We start from the raw sequence: 21379 nt of genomic DNA on the forward strand, positions 1-21379 counted from the left end.
GGTCATGAATTGTGAGCCAAAAGACCGGTTTTAGTGGCAAGAAAATATGAATGCTTCAATTGCTGATTAGTCAAATCAGAAATCTCCCACTCCTCATCTACAGTTTTGTGGCATCTGACCCAACCTTGCGACTGGAGCTTTTTTAGTATTTCGAGCAATTGTAATTCATCGTAATCTACCTGATCCAATAATTGATCAAAAGAGATCACGAAATAGAGCTCGTCCAACACATTAAATTCATCATCTGTCATCAGTACCTCCGACCTTTCCAGGAATACTTTCCAAAAATAGAAGCTATACCCAAGAATGACACAAATACCGGGTAAATAATCTGCAAGCCTAACGACACTCCCGTGGACTTCATTGCCGATATGCTAAAAAATCTACCAACGCTAAGGATATAACCCAGATCAATCAACCAGCGGATTCCTGCGATCAATCCAACCCATCTCCAATCAAAAAATCCTGACCCTGCCAGCAAAAGGGCAGTCAGCAAGAACAAAAAATCAAAAAAAACATAGATGGCTGTCCATTTTACGAACCAGCTTTTATGATATTTCCATTTGCCGGACCACCGCACTCTTTGATTAATCAATTCACCTATTGTGAGTTTTGATGGAGTAAAAACGATATTCTCCGGACTCCGTAAAAAGGATATTTTGCCCGGGAATTGACCATAAACCTTTTGTAACAGAAATTCATCATCGCCGGATGGAATCTGGTCATTCCCCTGATATCCCTGCACATTTTCAAAAGCCACCTTTTTATAGGACAGGTTAGCTCCATTGCACATCGAGGGGTTTCCTGAATGCAGGGCTCCCGCCCCCATCCCTATCAAACAACCGAACTCCACTTGCTGAAATGCAGCTAACCAACCTGAACCGGTCATTTTTACGGATCCGGTCAACATTGAGCACCCGGTTTTCTGATAGCCACTGGCATAAGACCCAAGCCAATCCGGACTTACCCGGCAATCGCCATCTGTGGTGACAATGTATTCAAACGACGCCTTCGCAACACCCAAAGTAATCGCCGCTTTCTTTCCTTTATTTTCAACTGCTTCGAAATATTTCAATTGATAGCCAACCTCCGGGATTAATCTTTTTACCACCTCTGCGGTACCATCCTCCGAATGGTCATCGACAACAATCACCTCAAATTGATCTTTGGGGTAGTTCTGCGTGTCAATCTGAAAAAGTAGGTTTCCAATATTCCCCTCCTCGTTGCGAACCGGGATGATAACAGAGAATCTTTGATCGAATCCTCCCTGTTCAATACTTATTTCAGGTATCCGAACCCAATGAAACCAAATCCATGCAAAGGCCAGCACATGAATCACAGACAGCACGAGAAATACGATCATGCCGCAAGTTTACGCTGAAAATTATTGAAGGGGATGGCTCCAATAATGGAGGGAATCACAATATTAATCAACCAAATCAATGTGCATGGCCAGATAATCAGCTGAATATCGGGGACATAGGACTCGAAAAACAATACTGCACTTGCTTCACGCACCCCAAGGTTTCCCAGAACAGCCGGAATAAACGACTTAAACACAAAAATCCATCCTATGCCCAAGAAGATCAAGGTTGTCTCAAGTGTTGGATTGAATGCTGATATGACAATGTAGAATTGGAAAGTAAATACGCCATACCGCAATAGGGTTATCAGGGAAATCCTTCCTAACCTCTCGAAATTAAAGTCTGAAATTGAGGTGCCCAGAAGATTAGGTTTGAAGGCTATCCAAAGGATGCTTCCAACCAAAGCCGCTCCGACTGCCAATAACCCCCAAAGTTGACTTCCAACACCAAAGAATGATACTACGCCTACAGCACCGTAACCAACTGTGATTGCCAGAATGATCATGCGATTAAGCATCAAAGCAACGGTAGCTGATTTAGGGTCTTTGGACGAAATCAGTCTACTCCCAACATCTCCTGAAGTAAATGGAAGCACCCAATTCAACGCCTGCCCTCTTAAAATGATTTGAAGCGCATTCCAGAAAGTCAGAGATTCTTCCGGGACAGAAAGTTGCCATCTCAATGCCTCCAGGGCCCAGTTGACAGCCATTAAGACCGTGACTAAAATCAAGACCCAGAGTATATTTCCCGAAACCCAATGTGCAAAATCTACAAAAGGTGTTTGAGCTACTTTTTGAAAAACAAAGTACAAACATGCGACGGAGATCATTAATTGCCCAGCCACCAATAACCGCTTGATTGGCGGGCTATCGAGACGATTAGTAAATGTGCTTTCAAACTTCTTCAAGATGGGAAAATAATACTTTGAACCGAATTTCGAAACCGGCACATGCACAAGCAGTAATCGCTAATCCACGTGAAGGATCTAAATTCGGTAGCTTTTAGGTTGCTCCGCCTACATTAATATTTTATCTTTAATTAATAATATACCCGCCTCGCCTTTTATTCTTTTCACATAACCACCGTGTCAGTTATGAAATCTTTTATACTAAAAACTCTCATCACTTTTATCGCGATGAGTTGTATTGGAATGGCCTATGCAAGCCAGTTCACCGTCAGCAAGGACCCGAATAGAGTTGCTCAATATACCAATTTGCAACCTGCCATTGACGATGCAGCCAATGGAGACACCATCCTGGTTTACGGAGCCACCACCGCCTATGGTAACATCAGTGTTTACAAACCGATTGTCCTCATTGGGGAAGGCTACAATCCCAACACTAATCTGGTTTGTAATTTAGGAACAGTCACGATTTCAAACTTCGATGGGACCTTAGGCGCAAGTGGTACAACCATCATGGGTTTTGATGTGGGTACCATAACATTTCAAGCCTATTTTTCAGGAGCAACCGCTGCTCAGAGGATTCTAAGCGACATTACTTTGCTTAGAAATGTTGTTGACTATATCTATTTCTCGGATGGCTCTACCGTGGATTCTTTGACGAACATTAACATCATCAATTCCATATTGGAGGTATCAGTAACCTTTGAGAGTTACGTCTATGAAGACATTGAAGATGTGACTTTTTCCAACTGCATTTTTAATGGTTATCAAATTAATGGGTCATTAACCAGATCCGGCGGGGTCCTGGGAAGCTATCAGGATCTATCCAATGTTAAGGTTTTTAATAGCTTGTTTCTCAACTATGAAACCGGACTATTAGATCAGGCGGTTGGGATGGTTTTCGAAGATAACATCTTCTTTGGACATGAATTGTATGTCAGTGACTACGCACAAATTACCTGGAATCACAATGTCTTCTACCTGGTGGATCAGGCAGTGAGTAACCTATTTACCAATGATAACGTCGGGGCAAACAACCTGATCAGTGTGGACCCACAATTCACGAACTACCCGGCACTTCCGGCAGCATTTAGCTACAGCCACGACTATAGAATACAGGCCGGCTCTCCTGCGCTTACGGCTTCAGTTGGTGGTGGAGAAGTGGGGATTTATGGAGGAGCCTATCCTTTTGCTGTGGGTGCTAATCCTCCTGTACCTCAGGTGACTGAAATTACGATTCAGGATGGAACGTCCTCTGTACCGGTTGGCGGAACCATCAACTTCAATTTCAAGGCTCAGTCCGGAAATTGATCATTGCCATAAGGCTGCAATGTGGGGTTGATGCCCCATGACATCATTCACCCTATGGCGATGATATGAAGCGTTTTTTTAGACATTTCCTTTTTTGGGCTTTGGGTTTGACCCTTAATACAGCCATTGGTCAAAATATTGATCGGGCGGAGTATTTTTTGGATCAGGATCCCGGTATTGGGAATGGTGTGTCAATATCAATCAATCCAGATACGATTGTTGATCAAAATTTCGCTTTAAATACGGATGGTCTTACTATCGGGCTTCACAGGATTTTCGTCAGGACTCATCAGGATAATGGACTATGGGGTCTAGCAAAGCCCTCCTTTTTCTATGTTGCCGACACGGTAAGTAAAGAAATCATACGATTCTCAACTGACATCATAGCGGCTGAATACTTCTATGATGATGATCCCGGGCCTGGAAAGGGAACCGCCATTCCCGTTCAAAAATCTTCAAGCATAGACCAAAACTGGGTAGCCCCTACAGATGAATTAGATACCGGGAATCATGTATTATACATTCGAACCAAATCTGTTGACGGCTTTTGGGGTAGACCGGACACAGCTCATGTCAGCATCAATAATACAATTTGCCAGGTGCCGCAGGTTGATTTCTCTTTTGACACGGTAGATATCAACACAAGCATTGCATTGACTGACCTTTCGACCAATGTGGACCCTGCAGCAACTTACGAATGGGATATTCTGGCAGATGGATTGGTAGAAAGCAGTAACCTCTCTTTTGACACTTCATTTGCTACCAGAGGCTTATATCCATTGAAATTGACCATCACCAACCCTGATGGGTGTTCGGGCAGTGCCATCAAAAATGTTTATATCACATCCGGGTTCAATAAGAGCATCACATTATCAGCAAATGATAGCCTTATTGTTGGAAATACAGTCGATCTGACTGCCCCGGCAGGTTACGACTACGAATGGAATACAGGCGATACGACTCAAATAATTACGATCGACTCAGAGGGGACTTATTTCGTTTTTCTAACTGCAGACAGCATTACCTATCAGTCAGAGCAAATAAAGGTCAGCTTTTTTGAAGCACTTACTGCTGATTTCAATTCTTATAATGCCACCTCTGGATTAAACAATGGAGCAGCCATTCTGGAAAACATCAACAGTGATGGCCTTCCCTATACCATTAATTGGTCTACCGGAGCTTCTAATGTACTTTATCAAACAGGACTGCCACCGGGGAGTTATTCGGTAACGATTACGACTCCACTGGAGGTGTACAACTATCCTTTTACCATCATTGATACGACACCAACGAATGAAACCATTGTAGCTGCCGAATATTTCATCGGAAGTGATCCCGGGCCGGGAAACGGAACCCCAATTGCCGTCTATCAGGCTGAAACCCTTAACATCAACTTTGAGCTGGATGTAACTGGCCTGGCTATTGGCTCCTATAAACTTTATACCCGTGTTAAAAATGCTTCAGGTTATTGGAGTGTCCCAAAATATCGCTACTTCCATGTTTTTGATCCGGCAGCAAAAATTTATGAGCCGTTTGACTACAACATCGTCAATGCGGAGTACTACTTTGACAATGACCCGGGCCCCGGAAATGGTATCCCTATTGCTTTGAACAGTGGTAAATCAGTAGATGTCAATTTTGCTCATCTCGTGAACGACCTGAGTGGCGGTCTTCACTTTTTATATGTTCGAGCTCAGAACGACGCAGGGACGTGGTCAGGAAGTTCCACTATTTCCTTTTTTGTGATTGGCATGAGGTATGATAACATCCTTACATTCAAAACCGATATTGTCGATGCCGAATACTTTATTGATAGTGATCCTGGTGTTGGTAATGGTGTTCGGCTACCTGTTCAAAAGGACTCCAATGTAAATAATCGCCCGTGGGCGGCCAAAACCGATGGACTACTTCCCGGGGATCACACATTAAACATCAGGGTAAAATCACAGGACGGTACCTGGAATACTATCAGTTCACAAATCTTTACTATCAATGAAGACCCATGCACTCCTCCAGTGGCAGACTTTTCCTTTGACACGGTAGGTGTAGAGACCCTTATAGGAATCACGGACCTGTCCACTAACCTCGCAGATAGCACTTCGTACGCCTGGGACATCCTCGGAGATGGGGTTATCGAGAGTACCTCACCAAATTTTGACACCACGTTTGCTGCTAACGGGGTCTATCCACTTAAGCTGACAGTCTATAACCATACAGATGGTTGCTTCGCAAGTGTTGTGAAAGACATCTATATCACGGATGGTCTGCCAACCGAAATAACTGCTGACAAAGGAGACAGTCTATTAGTTGGAGATTCAATTTCCTTTTCCGCCCCTGCCGGTTTTGCTTACGAATGGAATACCGGGGATACGACTCAAACACTAACAGTAGGCGTTTCAGGCACCTATTATGTCTGGTTATCAGCAGATGGAATCACCTATAAATCTAAGTCGCTCGCCGTTTATTATTTCAATCCCATTAGTGCCAATCTTTCTGTTCATGATGCCACCACGGGACTTGACAATGGGGCCGCAAGACTTACCAACATCAATACCGATGGTCTTCCCTATGAAATCATTTGGTCGAATGGCATCAACAATGAGACCTCCCAGACCGGATTAGCACAGGGTGCTTACAATGTTGAAATCCGTACTGTTCTGGATACGTTATCCTTCGCATTTAGTATCGGTCAGTCAGCCCCAGTAGGAACGGAAATTGTTCAGGCTGAATACTACCTGAATGCAGACCCCGGTCCCGGAAATGGGGTTCCCATCAGTATCTACCAGGCTGACACGGTGGACTTTGACTTCATCGTAAACACGGATACAATGGAGGTAGGAATCTATAAGTTATACCTCCGCACAAAACAAGCCGACGGCTTTTGGGGAGTGCCGAAAACACGTTATTTCTACGTATTGGATCCTAATGCACGGGTCTATGAAGAAATAGATCGAAAGCTGACAAAAGCTGAATATTTCATTGACAGCGATCCGGGCATTGGAAAAGGTACTCCAATAGCATTTGATTCGGCTCAATCAGTGGATCAGAATTTCGCTTTGAACACCTCCAACATTACACCAGGACTTCACTTTTTATACCTCCGAACACATCAAAGCGATGGACTTTGGGGTCCTCCAAATAAAACAGGATTTTTTGTACTTGACTCAGCGAAGAATGATGTCTTGATTTTCCGCAAGGACATGGTTGCAGCAGAATACTTCTTTGACGAAGATCCTGGTATCGGCAAAGGAACTCCTATTCCTATCCAAAAGACCGATCTTTTTACCAATCGGCCATGGTCAGCAGCAACCGACAGCCTGGAGCAAGGCAAACATAAGCTTTACCTCAGGGTGAAAACGCAGGATGGTTTATGGAACGTGGTCCGACAAACGGAGGTATTCCTATATCCCAGCTCCTGCGACCTGCCGAAAGCCGATTTCACCTTCGATTCTGTAGGGATCAACACCACCATAGGCTTAACCGACCTGTCAACCAATGTACTTGGAGGAGCTACTTACAAATGGGATATCTATGGCGATGGCATCATCGAAAGCACCTCCCCAACCTACGACACCAGCTTTACTGAAGAAGGAGTTTATCCCATCAGGTTGACCGTCACCAATACTGAGGGCTGCTTCACCAGCATAGTGAGGGATGTTTTAGTGGTTGGAAACATCCCGGGTGAACTGTTGCTCTCAGGAAGTGATAGTTTACTTGTTGGTGATACCTTGACGATCACAGCCGCTGCGGGTTATTCCTACGAATGGAATACGGGGGATACTACCCAGGAGTTGAGCGTAACCCGATCCGGAGAGTTCTATGCTTACCTGACTGATGGCGAGGTGAATTTCAGAACAAAAGTGGTCAATACCCATTTCTTCAAACCGATCACTGCCAGTCTCACCACTTACGATGCCACTGGTGGTCTGAGCAATGGCGCAGCCAGACTGGACTCGATCAACGCTGATGGGCTTCCGGTCAGTATCATTTGGTCACACGGTCCTCAAGATGTCACGGAGGTTGCAAACCTGCCAGCGGGCAATTACTCAGTTGACCTGATCACACCTCTGGAAACAAAAACATTCAACTACACGATCCAGGATGCCGCAACTACTGCAAATAGTCTTGTGGCGCTGGAGTATTTCATAGATGCGGACCCCGGACCGGGTCAGGGAAACATCATCAACACCTACCATAGTCCAGCCGTTTCGGTTCTCAGTCCCATTACTTTTACGGGAATCAGTGAAGGGTCTCATCAACTCTACGTCAGAGCCAAAAATGAAAACGGACTTTGGGGTCCAGCCGTCAAAAAGTATTTCTACATACTGAAAAGCAACCCGCTTGCCAATCTCACCTATGGTGGAAATATTATCTATGCTGAATATGCCTTCGACAGCCTACCGGGACTTGGTCAGGGAGTTCCAATTGCCATTACTCCTGCTATGAGTTTGGATGAATCATTGGCGGTTGATATTTCCGGGTTAGCGAATGGATCGCATCAACTTTATTTACAAGTAAAAGACGAGAGTGGCAACTGGTCAATGAGGCAGCCGGAAGCTTTTACCATTTGTTCTACCCTTCCTTCGGTTCCTGTAGTTAATTCAGTTTCCGGTTGTAAGGGAGATAATTTCACCCTTGCGGCCTCGAATGTCACCGAAACAGTCAATTGGTATGATGTAGATGGCAACCTGCTCCAAAGCAGCACCTCTACCACCTATCAGCTATCCAATGTATCCTCCTCTACTTCAGTTTTTGTTGCTCAATCCAATGGAGAGGGATGTGAAAGTGCTCTGGTAGAGGCCTCTGTAACTGTAAGCGACGTTGAAATATTTGCCGGACCTGACATAGAAACTTACCCTACGATAGATAGTATCCAACTATTCAATAATAGTTATCCGGCAGGAGGAACGTGGTCAGGAAGCACCTTTGTAAGCGCAGATGGGATTTTCCGTCCGTCAAATTCAGGAATTGGCACGTTTAACCTGACCTATTCGCTCGACTCCGCCGGCTGTACTGTGACCGATGAAATGCAAATTGTGGTTAAGGCACTCAACAACGCCACGCCACTCATCTCACCACAAAGTTTTACGATAGCTGAAAATTCCCCAATCGGTACCTCTGTAGGTACCATTACAGCTACAGACTCCAATCCGTTGGATGTGCTAACCTTCGCAATAATTTCAGGTAATTCTTCCGGGACCTTCCAGTTGAATAGTGCAACAGGCAAGCTCACCATTGCTGACAATGCAATACTCGATTTCGAAACCTTCCCAACCATCAACCTTACCGTACAGGTTTTTGATGGCTATTCAACTGCTGAGGGCACCATCACTGTTTCTCTTACCGATGTGAATGAACCACCCACCATCAGCAATCAAAGTTTTACTATCGAAGAACATAGTCCTAATGGCACAATTGTAGGGATCGTCCAGGCCAATGATCCGGAAGGAAATCTGACCTTTAGCATCACTTCAAATGCTTTCAGCATTAATGGCACGACCGGAGAGCTTACCGTACTGGACTATCTGCTGCTCGACTTTGAGACTACACCGCAAATCACCCTAACCGTAAACATTTCGGACGGAACGTTTGCCGATGCAGCTATCATCACGATCAATTTGACGGACGTTCAAGAGATGATAACCTTCAATGACCAATCCTTCTCCATTCCCGAAAATGTATCTTCCGGAACTTTGATCGGCACTTTGGTCGCTAGTGATGTTAACAACCTACCGTTGACGTTTAACATTGCGGACACCAGCCTGGTAAACGATTTTTCAATCAGCGGAAATAACCTTTTCGCCATGGATACAAGCATTCTGGATCATGAATTGAACCCATCAATCACTGTTGCTATACAGGCCGACAATGGAACGGTAATAGATACAGCGAGCATCACCATTAATATTACCGATGTAAATGAAGCACCTGCTTACACCAACCTCAGGGTTTACCGGGTAGATCAGGGAGGCAGCAATGGCTCACAAATAGGTGTAGTTGGCGTAACGGATCCTGAAGGAGACCCTCTCACCTTTTCCATCCTTTCCGGAAACGTCAATAATGCTTTTGCCATAGGGCTCAACTCCGGAGCTTTAACTATCAATAACACCACCGCTATTGATTACGATATCCAATCTGACTACACCCTGTCTATCAGTGTGACCGATGGTAGTTTCACCACAGATACAGATATCAGCATTCGGGTGACTACGCTAGCCAGGGATAAGCAGGCCTTGCTAGAATTATTCAACGCTACCGATGGTCCAAACTGGACGCAAAACACAAATTGGAGCGAGTTAAACCCCATTTCCTCAGATTGGTTTGGGGTGACAGTATCGGCAGACCGCGTTACTGGTTTAAGTCTCCCTAGTAACAACCTGACAGGAGAGGTCCCAGAATCTTTTGGTGATTTGACCGGGCTCACAACGATCAACCTTGAAGATAACAGCCTCACTGGATTTCCTGATATCTCCTTTTTTCCTAACCTGACGGCTCTAGATATTTCTGCAAACAAGCTACTCTTTAAGCATATCGTACCAAACAGAAATGTGACAGGGGTTAACTACTCCAATCAAAAACGATTTGGAACGACTAAATACGATACCCTGGAAGCAGGTAGCAATTATAGTCTGGGCGCTGATCTCCCACTTTTCGATAGCAACACCGAACTTCAGTGGAATTTCGGGCCATTGATCCCGGGAAAATTATACAATAACGATGTTTCACCGATCTCCGGAGCTATCAGCAGTCTCTATAACATTCAAAACATTGACATCACCAGCCAGGGAACTTACCGATTGATCACCACTCATCCTGACATACCGGGAATGATCATTGAAAGCCGTAACCGAAATATCCTGGCTCAAAGTGACTTCTTCGGAGCCGTGACCCTCAACGGACAACCAGTCACCAGTGCAGATGTGGTGGTATGGAGAAAGACACCTTCAGGGCCTTTTGTCAGAGAAGATAGTGCGGTCGTAAATAGTTCCGGCCAATATCTGCTGGAAAATGTGGTCCTTGGAAGCTTTATTGTTCTGGCAAGGCCTGACCAGTCAATAGCGGCCTACCAATATGCTGTTCAGACCTACTATATCAATGCAGTGACCTACTCTGAAGCCGATGAGCTCTTACTTGATGGAATCACCGACGGTATCAATATCAACCTCTTGGATTACAGTCCTGACCCGGTAGGAACAGCGATTGTCTATGGTACGGTGGAATCCGAATTCGATGAAACCACTCTTGATGAAGAGGACCCCAATGCCCGTATCAATGCCCGACGAAAGGTCAGAAAAGCAGCCTGTTCTATGCGTCGATTTAAATCTCAGGGACGCCCGACGCAAGATTTTCAGGATAGCGTGGAAGCTGAGATCGCCTACTACATCGAGACGGATGATGACGGTTATTTCAATTTCGAAGGCGTCGAAGAAGGTAAATACCTATTGAACATCGAATTCCCGGGTGTTCCGATGGACAGCACCTCTGAAGTGGTCTTTAACATTGGTGGAGATAAGGAAAATCAGGTGATCAATGTGAGCGTTTTGATTGGTGAAAACAGCATACAGGTGTATCAGGATGAGATATTATTTAACTGGAAACCTTATCTCAAAGACGTAGTTGTTTACCCAAACCCATCGGATGGGAAAATCTCCGTCGATTATACCGTATACCGTCATCTGAACAGCTTGTTTATGCAACTCATTTCCAATGAAGGGAAGGTGATTTATGAGCAACCAATCAATCACCAAAAAGGTAGTTGGAATATTGAACTGGACATGACAAGCCAAAGTGTAGGAGTTTACCACATGGTCTTTTCTGATGAATCGGGCAACCGTATCCAACAGTCGAAAGTCATCCGAAAGTAGTATTGCAGCTGTGATTATATCAAATAGCTATCAATTTTGCATAATAGTTAGACTAAGTCCCCACGAAAGGCGAGGCCTTATGGGTACTGGTAGTGGAACTTCTAGTTAACAAAGCGTCTTATTACGGATCAATCAAAAATATTTGGAGAACATTATTAGAATCCAATTCATATAGAATAATTCGCGCCATGAAATATTAAGGTTGTGCTTTTACGGGTGGGCATCCAAGGCCAGCGTGAACTATTTTGACTAGAAACTTATCTTGAAATACTTAAATTATTCTGTCAAAATAGTTTTTGGCGTGCGACCGGCTAGGTTGGTCTCTTTTTCTTTTGCCTCTGTTTTCTTTTGGAGAAGCAAAAGAAAATGAGAGTTAATTGTGAATGAAATAGAAGCTACATGAGGTCATTTTAATACCTCTATGTAATGAATCTTATCTTTCTGCAGAAATATCTATTTATGCATTTTCCAAATTTGATCGTATGACTGGTTGGCCCCACCCAATTAAAAGATTGAAGTGTTTCATTGGAAATGAATAATGCTTTAGCACTTTCAAAACTGATCATTGCAGGGTTAATTTGTCAGTATGATGTCAAAAGCTGAAACTCCCGAAACCATTATCCTCGGTCTCGACCCTGGAACCACTGTTATGGGCTATGGCATCATCAAAGTCCATAAAAAACAAATCACCTTGCTTCAATTCGGCGTCATCCACTTGAAAAAGTATGAAAATCACGAGTTGAAGCTCAAAAAGATTTTCGAGCGGGTACTCAGCCTAATCGATGATTACCACCCCGATCACGTGGCGCTGGAAGCGCCTTTCTTTGGGAAAAACGTTCAATCCATGCTCAAGCTGGGACGTGCACAGGGAGTCGCTATGGCAGCGGCGCTTTCCCGTGATATTCCCATCACCGAATACGCTCCCAAGAAGGTCAAACAATCCGTGACCGGAAACGGAAATGCCTCCAAAGAGCAAGTGGCAGCTATGCTACAGACCCTGCTTAAATTCCAGGAAGCTCCCAAACTATTAGATGCCACCGATGCCCTTGCTGTTGCACTCTGTCACCATTTTCAGGGTGGAAAAACGACTAAAAACTTCAAAAGTTGGGGAGCTTTTTTGAGTGAAAATCCGAGAAGAATTAAATAGAATTAAACAAAGAATTAATATAAATATGCCTAACTTTAGCGATTGCTTTTTGAAAGGCAAAACCGTAACTTGCATATTATGAGCGAACCGCCAAAGCCATTTAGCTACTATTACAGTCCCAATGTTCCTGAGATACTTAAAGGCCTGAATTGTTCCCTGGCGATCAGTACCTATCAAACGGGAAAGGTGGTGTTGTTCTCTCCTCAAAATGAGGATGCATTAATTCAGCTACCCAGGAATTTCCCGAGACCAATGGGAATGGCCACTTATAAAAACATGCTGGCCATTGCACTCAATTCTGAAATATTGATCACTGCCAATACACCCGGGCTGGCAGCCAACTATCCGCCCAATCCTGGTGTCTATGATGCAATGTATATTCCCAGATCAAGCTTCTACACGGGCACGCTGGATATTCATGATCTATCCTGGACCGATACAGGATTGATTGCTGTCAACACTTCCTTCTCATGCCTGATGACGATGAGTCAACAAATGAGCTTTCAGCCTATTTGGAAGCCGCCTTTTATTTCGGCGCTGGAACCGGAAGACAGATGTCACCTTAATGGGTTGGCAATCAAAGACGGAAAAATCAAATATGTAACAGCACTGGGAAAAGGAGATTCCAGTAGAAGCTGGAAAGAAAATATGCTCAACGGTGGCATCCTGATGGATGTCGAAAGCAATGAAATTATTCTTGATGAACTTGCGGTCCCCCACTCTCCAAGATATTATGATGACGGACTGATCCTGTTGCTTTCCGCAACCGGGCAAATTGTGAAGGTAGATCCGGAAAAAGGCACTTATGAGGAAATTACTCGTGTCAATGGATTCCTAAGAGGAATGGACCGCGTAGGCGACTACCTGTTTGTGGCCATGTCCAAGTTAAGACAATCCAGCTCGCTATTCAGGGAAGCCCCTATCGCTAAAGAATCAGTAAGATGCGGAGTCAGCATCATCTATTTACCAACTGGCAACCAGGTCGGATATATTCATTACAATACATCGGTGGACGAACTTTTTGAGGTGAAAGCCCTCGCGGGAACCGTTCGGCCGAATATTTTGAATGAACAGAAAGGCGTTCACCTTAATACTGTCACTACCAAAGAGAAAGTGTACTGGCAGGAAGCACAAAAACAACCAACGGAAGAAAATACCTAACAATATCTTGAGCCATGCAAGATTTAAAACAAATCCTTCAGGATCGTAAAAAGGCTTCATACGAAAAGCTTAAAGATCGTTTTGTAAAGAGCCTTCGAACCAAATCATTTGAAGACAAAAGCAGAAGACAAAAATTTCGACTGGTAGAACGGCTCAAAGAGCTGGAAGGACAGTTGGGGCTTCGCTCCACCACACGACTGAAGCACTGGGCCATGGCGCTGGCATTAGGTATTATCACAACGGTTGCGGCACAAGCTCAAGCACAACAAAACAACCTTTTCACTCCCGGGCCATACCTGGGTGAGAAGCTGCTTCAGGAAGCAATAGAGTATAGTGGAGATATTGATGGAGATGGCGATCAGGATCTGATTACGGCGAGTGAATATGGTGGGATCTACTTCTTCCCTAATAATGGCCAGGGATTATTCGGTTCTAAACAGAGCTTAACGATCAATTTTCACGATGGCTATTATCCTCAGGAAATTGCATTTGGAGATATTGATGGAGATGGGGATACCGATATTATCTTAATAGAATCAGGTACGCGTACCGTCAGTACCTATTATGGTACTTATTATGCTGGATCCAGTTTAATTACAGCCTTTACCAATACCAACGGTAGCTTTTCGGAGTCAAGTTATCTCATAGATTTTAACGCGAGGCAAACCCCCATTCTTGAAGACCTAGATGGAGACGGAGATTTGGACATCGTCTTGGCTTCTTCTTACGAAAAATGGAATCAGTTCTATTTTCAGGGGAACTACCCATATGCCCAGGTATTCCTAAATAATTTCAATTCAAGTGGGCAAAATGACTTCAAGGATCCTGGAACCCAGCAAAATCAATCCATCCTACTTGGGCAATCCTATGAAACCTATAAGATTTTCGTAGGTAATATGGATGGGGACGGAGACCTGGATATCGTTCAACTGAGGACGGATTATGACCTAGTCTATTCAAGTGGGTATGTCACGAACATCAGAGTATTCGCAAACAATGCCGGGGTATTTGATGCTCCTCAGGATAACTTTCTTACCGTAAACCTGGGCTATTTCTACGACTACAGTGATAATGTGATCCTTGGGGATGTCAACAATGACAACTACGAGGACTTCATTATTACGAATTACAACGATCAGGTACAGAAAATTACGAATGACCCAATTGCCGGGTTTTCCAGTTCCACCATTTATGATGGTTACATTAGTTTTTACATAGATCGTAGTTTTGACAGACCTCAACTCATTGATATTGATGTTGATGGGGATTTGGACATCGTTTTAAGGGAATCCTATTATCATTACTATAATAAGGAATCCAGAGACGGGCTAGTGTCCTTGCGCAACAACTCTGACCTCTTCAACCTGGCTGCGCTTCCGGTATCTACCAACCTGGGGCGTACCGACCAACTTATTTCACTGGACATGGATGGGGACGGAGATGAAGACCTGATTGTATCCAACATCTATGACATCGCTGTTTGGAGAAATGAAGGGGTAAGTGGTCTGGTTCAATTAGATCAAACGATCATAGATGTCGCCTACGGATTTAACTCCGACGTGGTGGACATTGATGGAGATGGCGACCTCGATATCATTAGCTCCGGTATCACGCGTATCTGGGTCAATGATGGTTCCGGTCAGCTCTCAAAGGGTCCAAACCTGTCTGGTCTGCTGGACGGGCCAACGATAGAAGTACGGGCTGGGGACTGGGATAAAGATGGTGACCAGGATCTAATTACTCTGAAAATCGAGGATAATGTTCTTCAAATGTTCCAGAATAACCAGGGACAATTCAGCTACTGGGACCCTGTGGGCCTTGGTGGCAGAACATCTGGAATAACTCGTTTGCATCAATTCGAACTTGTTGATATTGATTCTGATGGAGATCTGGATATTGTCCTAACTGGTGCATTTTCCGGAGATGGAGTCAACCCATTTATGGGTGTATTTAAAAATTATGGCACGGGTTCATTCTATGAACATATGTGGTATACATTCTACAATGGATACGACTTCGTTAACTCATTTGTAGTAGATGATATTGATGGTGATCTCTTTCCTGAAATCATTTCAGGAGGACAGCATGGGGTAGCCACCTTTGAAAATACTGGAGGAACAGTAGCTTCATCTTATATCAGGAGACTAGATAACAGACCCTATTCCTATAATTATTCCGGACCATTTTCTCAAATAGGGGTTGGAGACATTGACAAAGATGGAGATAATGACATCGTTGTATTAAGTGCTTTTAGCTCTGCCAGTTATGACAACTTCATCTTCCGAAATAGTGCCGACACGGCATTAGTAAGAGAATCCATTCTTTTTGGCTCAACCGCGCATGGGTCACTGGTACTTGAAGATTTCGATAATGACGGGGACCTGGATATTTATTTAGGTGGGAGCTACCTGGATATAGATCAGGGAGAAGGATATTTACCCAATGATCAAGTATGGCTCAATTCCGGTAGCGGCACCTTTTCTTATGGAGGAAATGTAGGCATTTCTTCAGCATGGCCGGTTGCCGGCGATCTGGATGGAGACAATGACATTGATCTGTTCACCACAGAGAAACAAGCAAGCAGCAGGATTGTATACAACAATACCATAGCCGATTTCAGTGCCATTATTAATGCCGCAGATTATGCTGCCCTTGTAAAAATATACAATAGCCTTGGAGGTGCCGGATGGACCGATAACACCGGATGGCTGGACAACACTGCCACTAGTTGGAATGGTGTGATCGTTAATACGGGCACGGGTAAAGTTGAAAGACTTATTCTCCCAAATAACAACCTCAAGGGACAATTGAATCAGGGGTTGTTCACGAATCTAACTGGGTTAAAAGAACTAAACCTGGAAGGCAACAATCTCATCGGTGGTCTTCCGGGAGAAATACTTAGCCTTCCGCTGGAGATCATCAAGTTTGGGAATAACGACCTCGCGGGTCCATTCCCAAGCCCGGACGGAGCCTTTGTAGCGCCATGGCGTGTATTTGAAATACATAACAACCGTTTCTATGGCAAGCTGCCATCAACGGGGCAATATCCAAGTCTGGAGGTACTGAGACTGGGGAACAACCTTTTTGAAGGAGAAGTGGTATTGCCATTGGCTAACATGCCAAATCTGAAAAATCTGGGAATCAACAATAACCTGTTGAGTGGTTCACTTCCGAGTTTGGCGGGTGTTACCTTACTGGACACACTAAACGCAAGCAATAATGCCTTTACGGGACCAATTCCCGCTGATATAGCTGACCTGAATACCCTAAGTTATTTGGATCTCAGTCAGAACCAGTTAACTGGAAGTACGGTAAACCTTCCAAGATCTATTGCATTCCTGAGGTTAAACAATAACAAACTCGATGACATCACGTCATTGAATATTATTGGACAAATCGATATACGAAATAACTGGCTGGACTTTGGTGATCTGGATGGTGCCGGAGGACGAGATGTACTTACCAGTGCAGGCGTACTTTACAGCCCGCAAAGTAATCTTTTTGAGCGTGTAGATTCCCTTCATAATATTGGAGATTCGTTAGCGATTCAATATAGCATTGGTGGCACAGGCAATGTTTACGCATGGCAAAAGGCCACCTTGTCAACAGATGGTTCTTTTAGTTTCACGCCTCTGAGTGGACGAATTGCGGATAGCCTGATTTTTAATAATCCTACACCCAATGTGGATCCTGCTTTGTCTGACGAGGGAGCCTATCGACTGGTGATTACTAATCCTCTGTATCCTGCACTCACATTACAGACGTCAGTGTTTATCTTAAAGCTTTCTTCACTCGAACGTGATAAAGCTGCCTTGTTGGCATTGCTCGATAGCACAGCAGGGTTTATTCCTAATAACTGGTCTGCGGCGAATGATATTAGTTTAGGCAACTGGGAAGGAATTACCATTCTCAATAATCGAGTTACCGGGATAGTAATTCCGGGAACGCCTGATCGTCATTGGACTGGTGTGGTACCGGAGCAGTTTGCAGATATGACAGGATTGGAAACTGTGAACCTTGCGGGACACGAATTAAGATCATTCCCGAATATTACACGGGCTACTGGAATAAAAACACTTAATGTGGCCTTAAACAGGCTAGCATTTACACATATACTTCCAAATATCCCACTCGCTGCGACTGCAGATGTGACTTACGCTCCTCAAAGAAGGTATGGTGAGACCGTTTATGACACAGTTGCCGCAGGCACCAATATCATTCTTGAAATAGACAACCTGGGCAAGGGAAGTGTATACGAGTGGAGGTTTGGTGAATACCGTCCGGGGCAGTTGTTTAACAATGACGCATTGGCGGTAAGAGGTAACAGCAGACTTTTAGCCATTGATTCAGTAAACTTCGCCTCTCAGGGTACCTATCGGGTGTATGTCACACACCCATTGGTCCCAGGACTCACAATCCAGAGCAGGAACATCAACCTGGTAGCTAAAACGGATTTATTTGGAACGGTTAATAAAAACAGCTCTCCTTTAACTACCGGTGGAGAAATTTTTATATGGAGAAGAACACCGCTTGGACCATTCATCAAGGAAGACAGTACTGGTATAAGTACCATTGACGGAAGTTACAATTTTGCGGATGTCGTTTTGGGTGACTTTGTAGTTCAGGTGAAACCCAACAGACAAGCTGACTCTACGACCATCCAAACCTATTATACCAGTGCGGAAAATTATCGTGAGGCTGACATCCTTGAGCTGAGGGATGTTATTGACGGAATCAATATTGATTTGCTATTCTATGCACCAGCGCAAAAAGTCGCAACCGGGGCAAGAATCTCAGGTTCCGTTGAATTAGAATATGATGATACGGCTCCAGCGGATGAGGAAGCAACCACGAGAACAGAGGCCAGAAGAAAAGTAAGAAAGGCAGCCTGTTCTATGCGTCGCTTCAAATCTCAGGGACGTCCATTACAGGAATATGAAACCGAAATTGCCTACTACATTGAGTCTGATGATGAAGGTTATTTTGACTTCACAGGAGTCGAGCCGGGAAGTTATCTGATCAATATAGAATTCCCTGGAGTACCGGTGGATACTACTTCCGCGGTGGAGTTCGAAATCAGTCCGGACAAAGAAAATCAGGTTTTCGAGGTTGATGCCCTGATCACAGAACTGGGTATTGTGATTACACAAACAGAGATCCTCTTCAACTGGAAACCTTATGTGAAGGAAGTCAATATTTATCCTAACCCTACTGAGGGACCTTTGTCCATTGAATACCTGGTCTACAGGGATATTGAAGATTTGAAAATTGAGGTGATCAATATAGCCGGAGCCAAAATACTTGAATCATGGGTGAATCATATTCAGGGTAAGCATTTCACGAGTCTGGATATGACAGAAATGAAAGCAGGAATGTATTTCATCCGATTCACAGATTCAAAAGGAACCTTTAACCATGAATTTAAAGTGACTAAAAAGTAGATAAGGTTTTTTTAGTTGAGAGATTCCCCCTTAATAAGGGGGTGGCTGAAAGCCAGGGGATTCCTTTGCAAACATCGCTATCAAATTACCAGTTAAAACCAGCGATTTGATCAATCTTTAAAATTCCCCTCGCCCCCTTTCAAAAGGGGGTGGCTGAAAGCCGGGGGATTCATTTTCAAGCAGCTACTGATTAGATATAAAAAATCCCCATGAGTAGCTCATGGGGATTTTTTATTTAGGGTGTTTTATTTTCTTAGCCCTCTTCTATGGCTGCTTTGATCTTTTTGGCTATTTCAGCAAATTCCTCATTGGAGAAGGAAAGTTTCATCTGGCTAAAGTCCATGTCATGTACGCCATTGATAGGGATCAAATGTACGTGAGCGTGAGGAACCTCCAGACCTATGACGGTCACTCCTATTCTTTCGCAAGGAACGACCTTTTCAATGCCTCGGGCCACTTTCTTGGCAAAGACATGCAAGCCCGCAAGCACCTCATCCTCTAAATCAAAGATGTAATCCACCTCCAGTTTAGGGATCACCAGCGTATGTCCTTCGGCCAATGGATTAATATCAAGAAAGGCGAGATAATTATCATCCTCGGCAACAATGTATCCGGGAATATCTCTGGAAATAATACGGGAAAAAATACTTGGCATTAGAAAGATATCTCAAGGATCTCAAATTCCATTTTACCGGCAGGCACATCGATCATGGCGACATCACCTACCTTTTTACCCACCAAACCTTTTCCAATTGGAGATTTGATAGAAATTTTACCCAGTTTCAGGTCAGACTCTTCTTCAGAAACCAGTTGATACTTCATCTCAGCCCCGTTCTTTTTGTTCTTGATTTTCACGTTTGCCAAAATCCCAACTTTGGAAGTATCAAGGCTCGACTCATCTATTACACGAGCATTTGCTACAACAGTTTCCAATTTGGAGATTTTAAGCTCCAGCAAACCCTGCGCATCTTTGGCCGCATCATACTCAGCATTTTCACTAAGGTCTCCCTTATCCCTTGCCTCCGCAATTTGCTTTGCCATATCTGCACGTCCTTTGGTCTTCAACTCAGTTAGTTCATCCTTGAGTTTTTGCAAACCTTCCTTAGTGTAATAATTAAGTTCTGACATATGTATCTACTCCGTTAAACAAAAAAGAACGGCCCTTTCGGAACCGTTTCTATCTTTAAATTTCTTTTTCCCTTAAAATTTCAGCAAATATAATGCTTCCTATAGAAAAGACCGCTTAACCTACGGCCAAACCAGCTTCCTGAAGCTTATTTACAATCACTCTATTGATTCTCTCATAAGATTCATGTGTCCAACCTGCCACATGAGGTGTCAGAATCACATTATCCAGCTTTTTCAACCGATCAAAAACCTCCTGTTCTTCAGAACTCAACTTGTTGATCTTTTCGTTTTCAAGTACATCAAGCCCTGCTCCCCATAGCTTGCCACTTTCAAGTAGCTCAAGCAGACCAGCAGAGTTCAACACTTCCCCCCTGGCTGTGTTTAGTACTATTTTCAGCTTTGGAAACGCATTGAAAAAATCCGCATTAAATAATTGACGTGTTTCGGCAGTCAATGGCACGTGAATACTAAGAATCTCAGTTTCAGCTTTGAAGGTATCCAGGTCCACCTGCTCAACGAATTCATTGCTGAATCCTGACTTGTATTTGTCATAGGCGATCACCCGACATTGAAACCCTTTTAGCTTGCCGGCCAATGAACTACCCATAAAGCCATAGCCAAATACACCCACCGTTCTGTTTTTCAGCTCAAAACCTCTATTGCCTTCACGATCCCAAATATCATTTTTCACCTCCCTGTTGGCCAGGTTGATTCGATGTAACAAGGACAGCAAAACCCCAATGGTCTGCTCCCCTACCGCATCACGGTTTCCCTCAGGCGCATTCACCAGCCGAATATTTTTACTTGTCAGGTATGGGTAGTCAATTTTATCTATTCCTGCCCCTGCTCTACCAACGAATTCCAGCTTCGTAGCAGCATCCAGCATTTCACGATCCACATTCGTTTTACTACGAATGATCAAACCATGAAATTCCCCTATCACCTTAAGCATTTCATCTCGCGTGATTTTGGGTTGATAATCGGGATCAAAACCTGCCTCAATAAGCATTTCAGTTATGCTCAAGTGCATATCATCGGCAATAAGTACCTTCTTCATG

11 protein-coding genes are annotated in these 21379 nt (G+C 44.0%); 5 read left to right on the forward strand and 6 right to left on the reverse strand.

All coding sequences use genetic code 11. The features are described from left to right. Nucleotides 1-2: 2 nt before the first annotated feature. From NXR94_RS04445 to NXR94_RS04455, 3 genes are read right to left on the reverse strand one after another with little or no spacing between them, the layout of a single operon-like run. The gene (locus NXR94_RS04445) at nucleotides 3-251 is read right to left on the reverse strand and encodes a hypothetical protein (protein ID WP_258103378.1); all 249 of its coding nucleotides are present in this window, start codon (nucleotides 249-251) and stop codon (nucleotides 3-5) included. Beyond that, nucleotides 251-1363, reverse strand: a complete 1113-nt coding sequence (locus NXR94_RS04450) for a glycosyltransferase (RefSeq protein WP_258103379.1) — start codon at nucleotides 1361-1363, stop codon at nucleotides 251-253. The genes NXR94_RS04445 and NXR94_RS04450 overlap by 1 nt, the downstream gene beginning before the upstream one ends. Then, nucleotides 1360-2271, reverse strand: a complete 912-nt coding sequence (locus tag NXR94_RS04455; RefSeq protein WP_258103380.1) for a flippase-like domain-containing protein — start codon at nucleotides 2269-2271, stop codon at nucleotides 1360-1362. Before NXR94_RS04455 ends, NXR94_RS04450 begins: the two co-directional genes overlap by 4 nt. Before the next feature lie 186 nt (nucleotides 2272-2457). Between NXR94_RS04455 and NXR94_RS04460 the strand changes: the two genes are divergently transcribed. The 5 genes from NXR94_RS04460 to NXR94_RS04480 all read left to right on the forward strand — a co-directional run bounded on the left by NXR94_RS04460 (nucleotide 2458) and on the right by NXR94_RS04480 (nucleotide 19193). Further along, nucleotides 2458-3579 carry a hypothetical protein gene (locus NXR94_RS04460; protein ID WP_258103381.1) on the forward strand — a complete coding sequence of 374 codons (1122 nt, stop codon included), beginning with the start codon at nucleotides 2458-2460 and terminating at the stop codon, nucleotides 3577-3579. Between the two features lie 65 nt (nucleotides 3580-3644). Next, a complete protein-coding gene (locus NXR94_RS04465; protein ID WP_258103382.1) occupies nucleotides 3645-11444 on the forward strand; it encodes a cadherin domain-containing protein in 7800 nt (2599 codons plus the stop codon). A 589-nt stretch (nucleotides 11445-12033) separates the two neighbouring features. Continuing rightward, nucleotides 12034-12591, forward strand: a complete 558-nt coding sequence (gene ruvC / locus NXR94_RS04470) for a crossover junction endodeoxyribonuclease RuvC (protein ID WP_258103976.1) — start codon at nucleotides 12034-12036, stop codon at nucleotides 12589-12591. Nucleotides 12592-12669: 78 nt separating this feature from the next. Continuing rightward, on the forward strand, nucleotides 12670-13752 hold the full coding sequence (locus tag NXR94_RS04475; RefSeq protein ID WP_258103383.1) for a TIGR03032 family protein: 1083 nt from the start codon (nucleotides 12670-12672) through the stop codon (nucleotides 13750-13752). Nucleotides 13753-13766: 14 nt separating this feature from the next. Continuing rightward, entirely contained in the window at nucleotides 13767-19193 is a 5427-nt protein-coding gene (locus NXR94_RS04480) for an FG-GAP-like repeat-containing protein (protein WP_258103384.1), read from the forward strand. 253 nt (nucleotides 19194-19446) lie between these two features. Here the strand turns inward: NXR94_RS04480 and NXR94_RS04485 are convergent, their stop codons facing one another. The 3 genes from NXR94_RS04485 to NXR94_RS04495 all read right to left on the reverse strand — a co-directional run bounded on the left by NXR94_RS04485 (nucleotide 19447) and on the right by NXR94_RS04495 (nucleotide 21378). Further along, the gene (locus NXR94_RS04485) at nucleotides 19447-19848 is read right to left on the reverse strand and encodes an HIT family protein (RefSeq protein WP_258103385.1); all 402 of its coding nucleotides are present in this window, start codon (nucleotides 19846-19848) and stop codon (nucleotides 19447-19449) included. Then, the gene (greA, locus tag NXR94_RS04490) at nucleotides 19848-20321 is read right to left on the reverse strand and encodes a transcription elongation factor GreA (protein WP_258103386.1); all 474 of its coding nucleotides are present in this window, start codon (nucleotides 20319-20321) and stop codon (nucleotides 19848-19850) included. The genes NXR94_RS04485 and greA overlap by 1 nt, the downstream gene beginning before the upstream one ends. A gap of 115 nt (nucleotides 20322-20436) precedes the next feature. Further along, a complete protein-coding gene (locus NXR94_RS04495; RefSeq protein ID WP_258103387.1) occupies nucleotides 20437-21378 on the reverse strand; it encodes an NAD(P)-dependent oxidoreductase in 942 nt (313 codons plus the stop codon). Nucleotide 21379 lies beyond the last annotated feature (1 nt).

Origin of the sequence: Marinoscillum sp. MHG1-6 (assembly GCF_024714475.1) — a bacterium.
Lineage (GTDB): Bacteria > Bacteroidota > Bacteroidia > Cytophagales > Cyclobacteriaceae > JAMZMI01.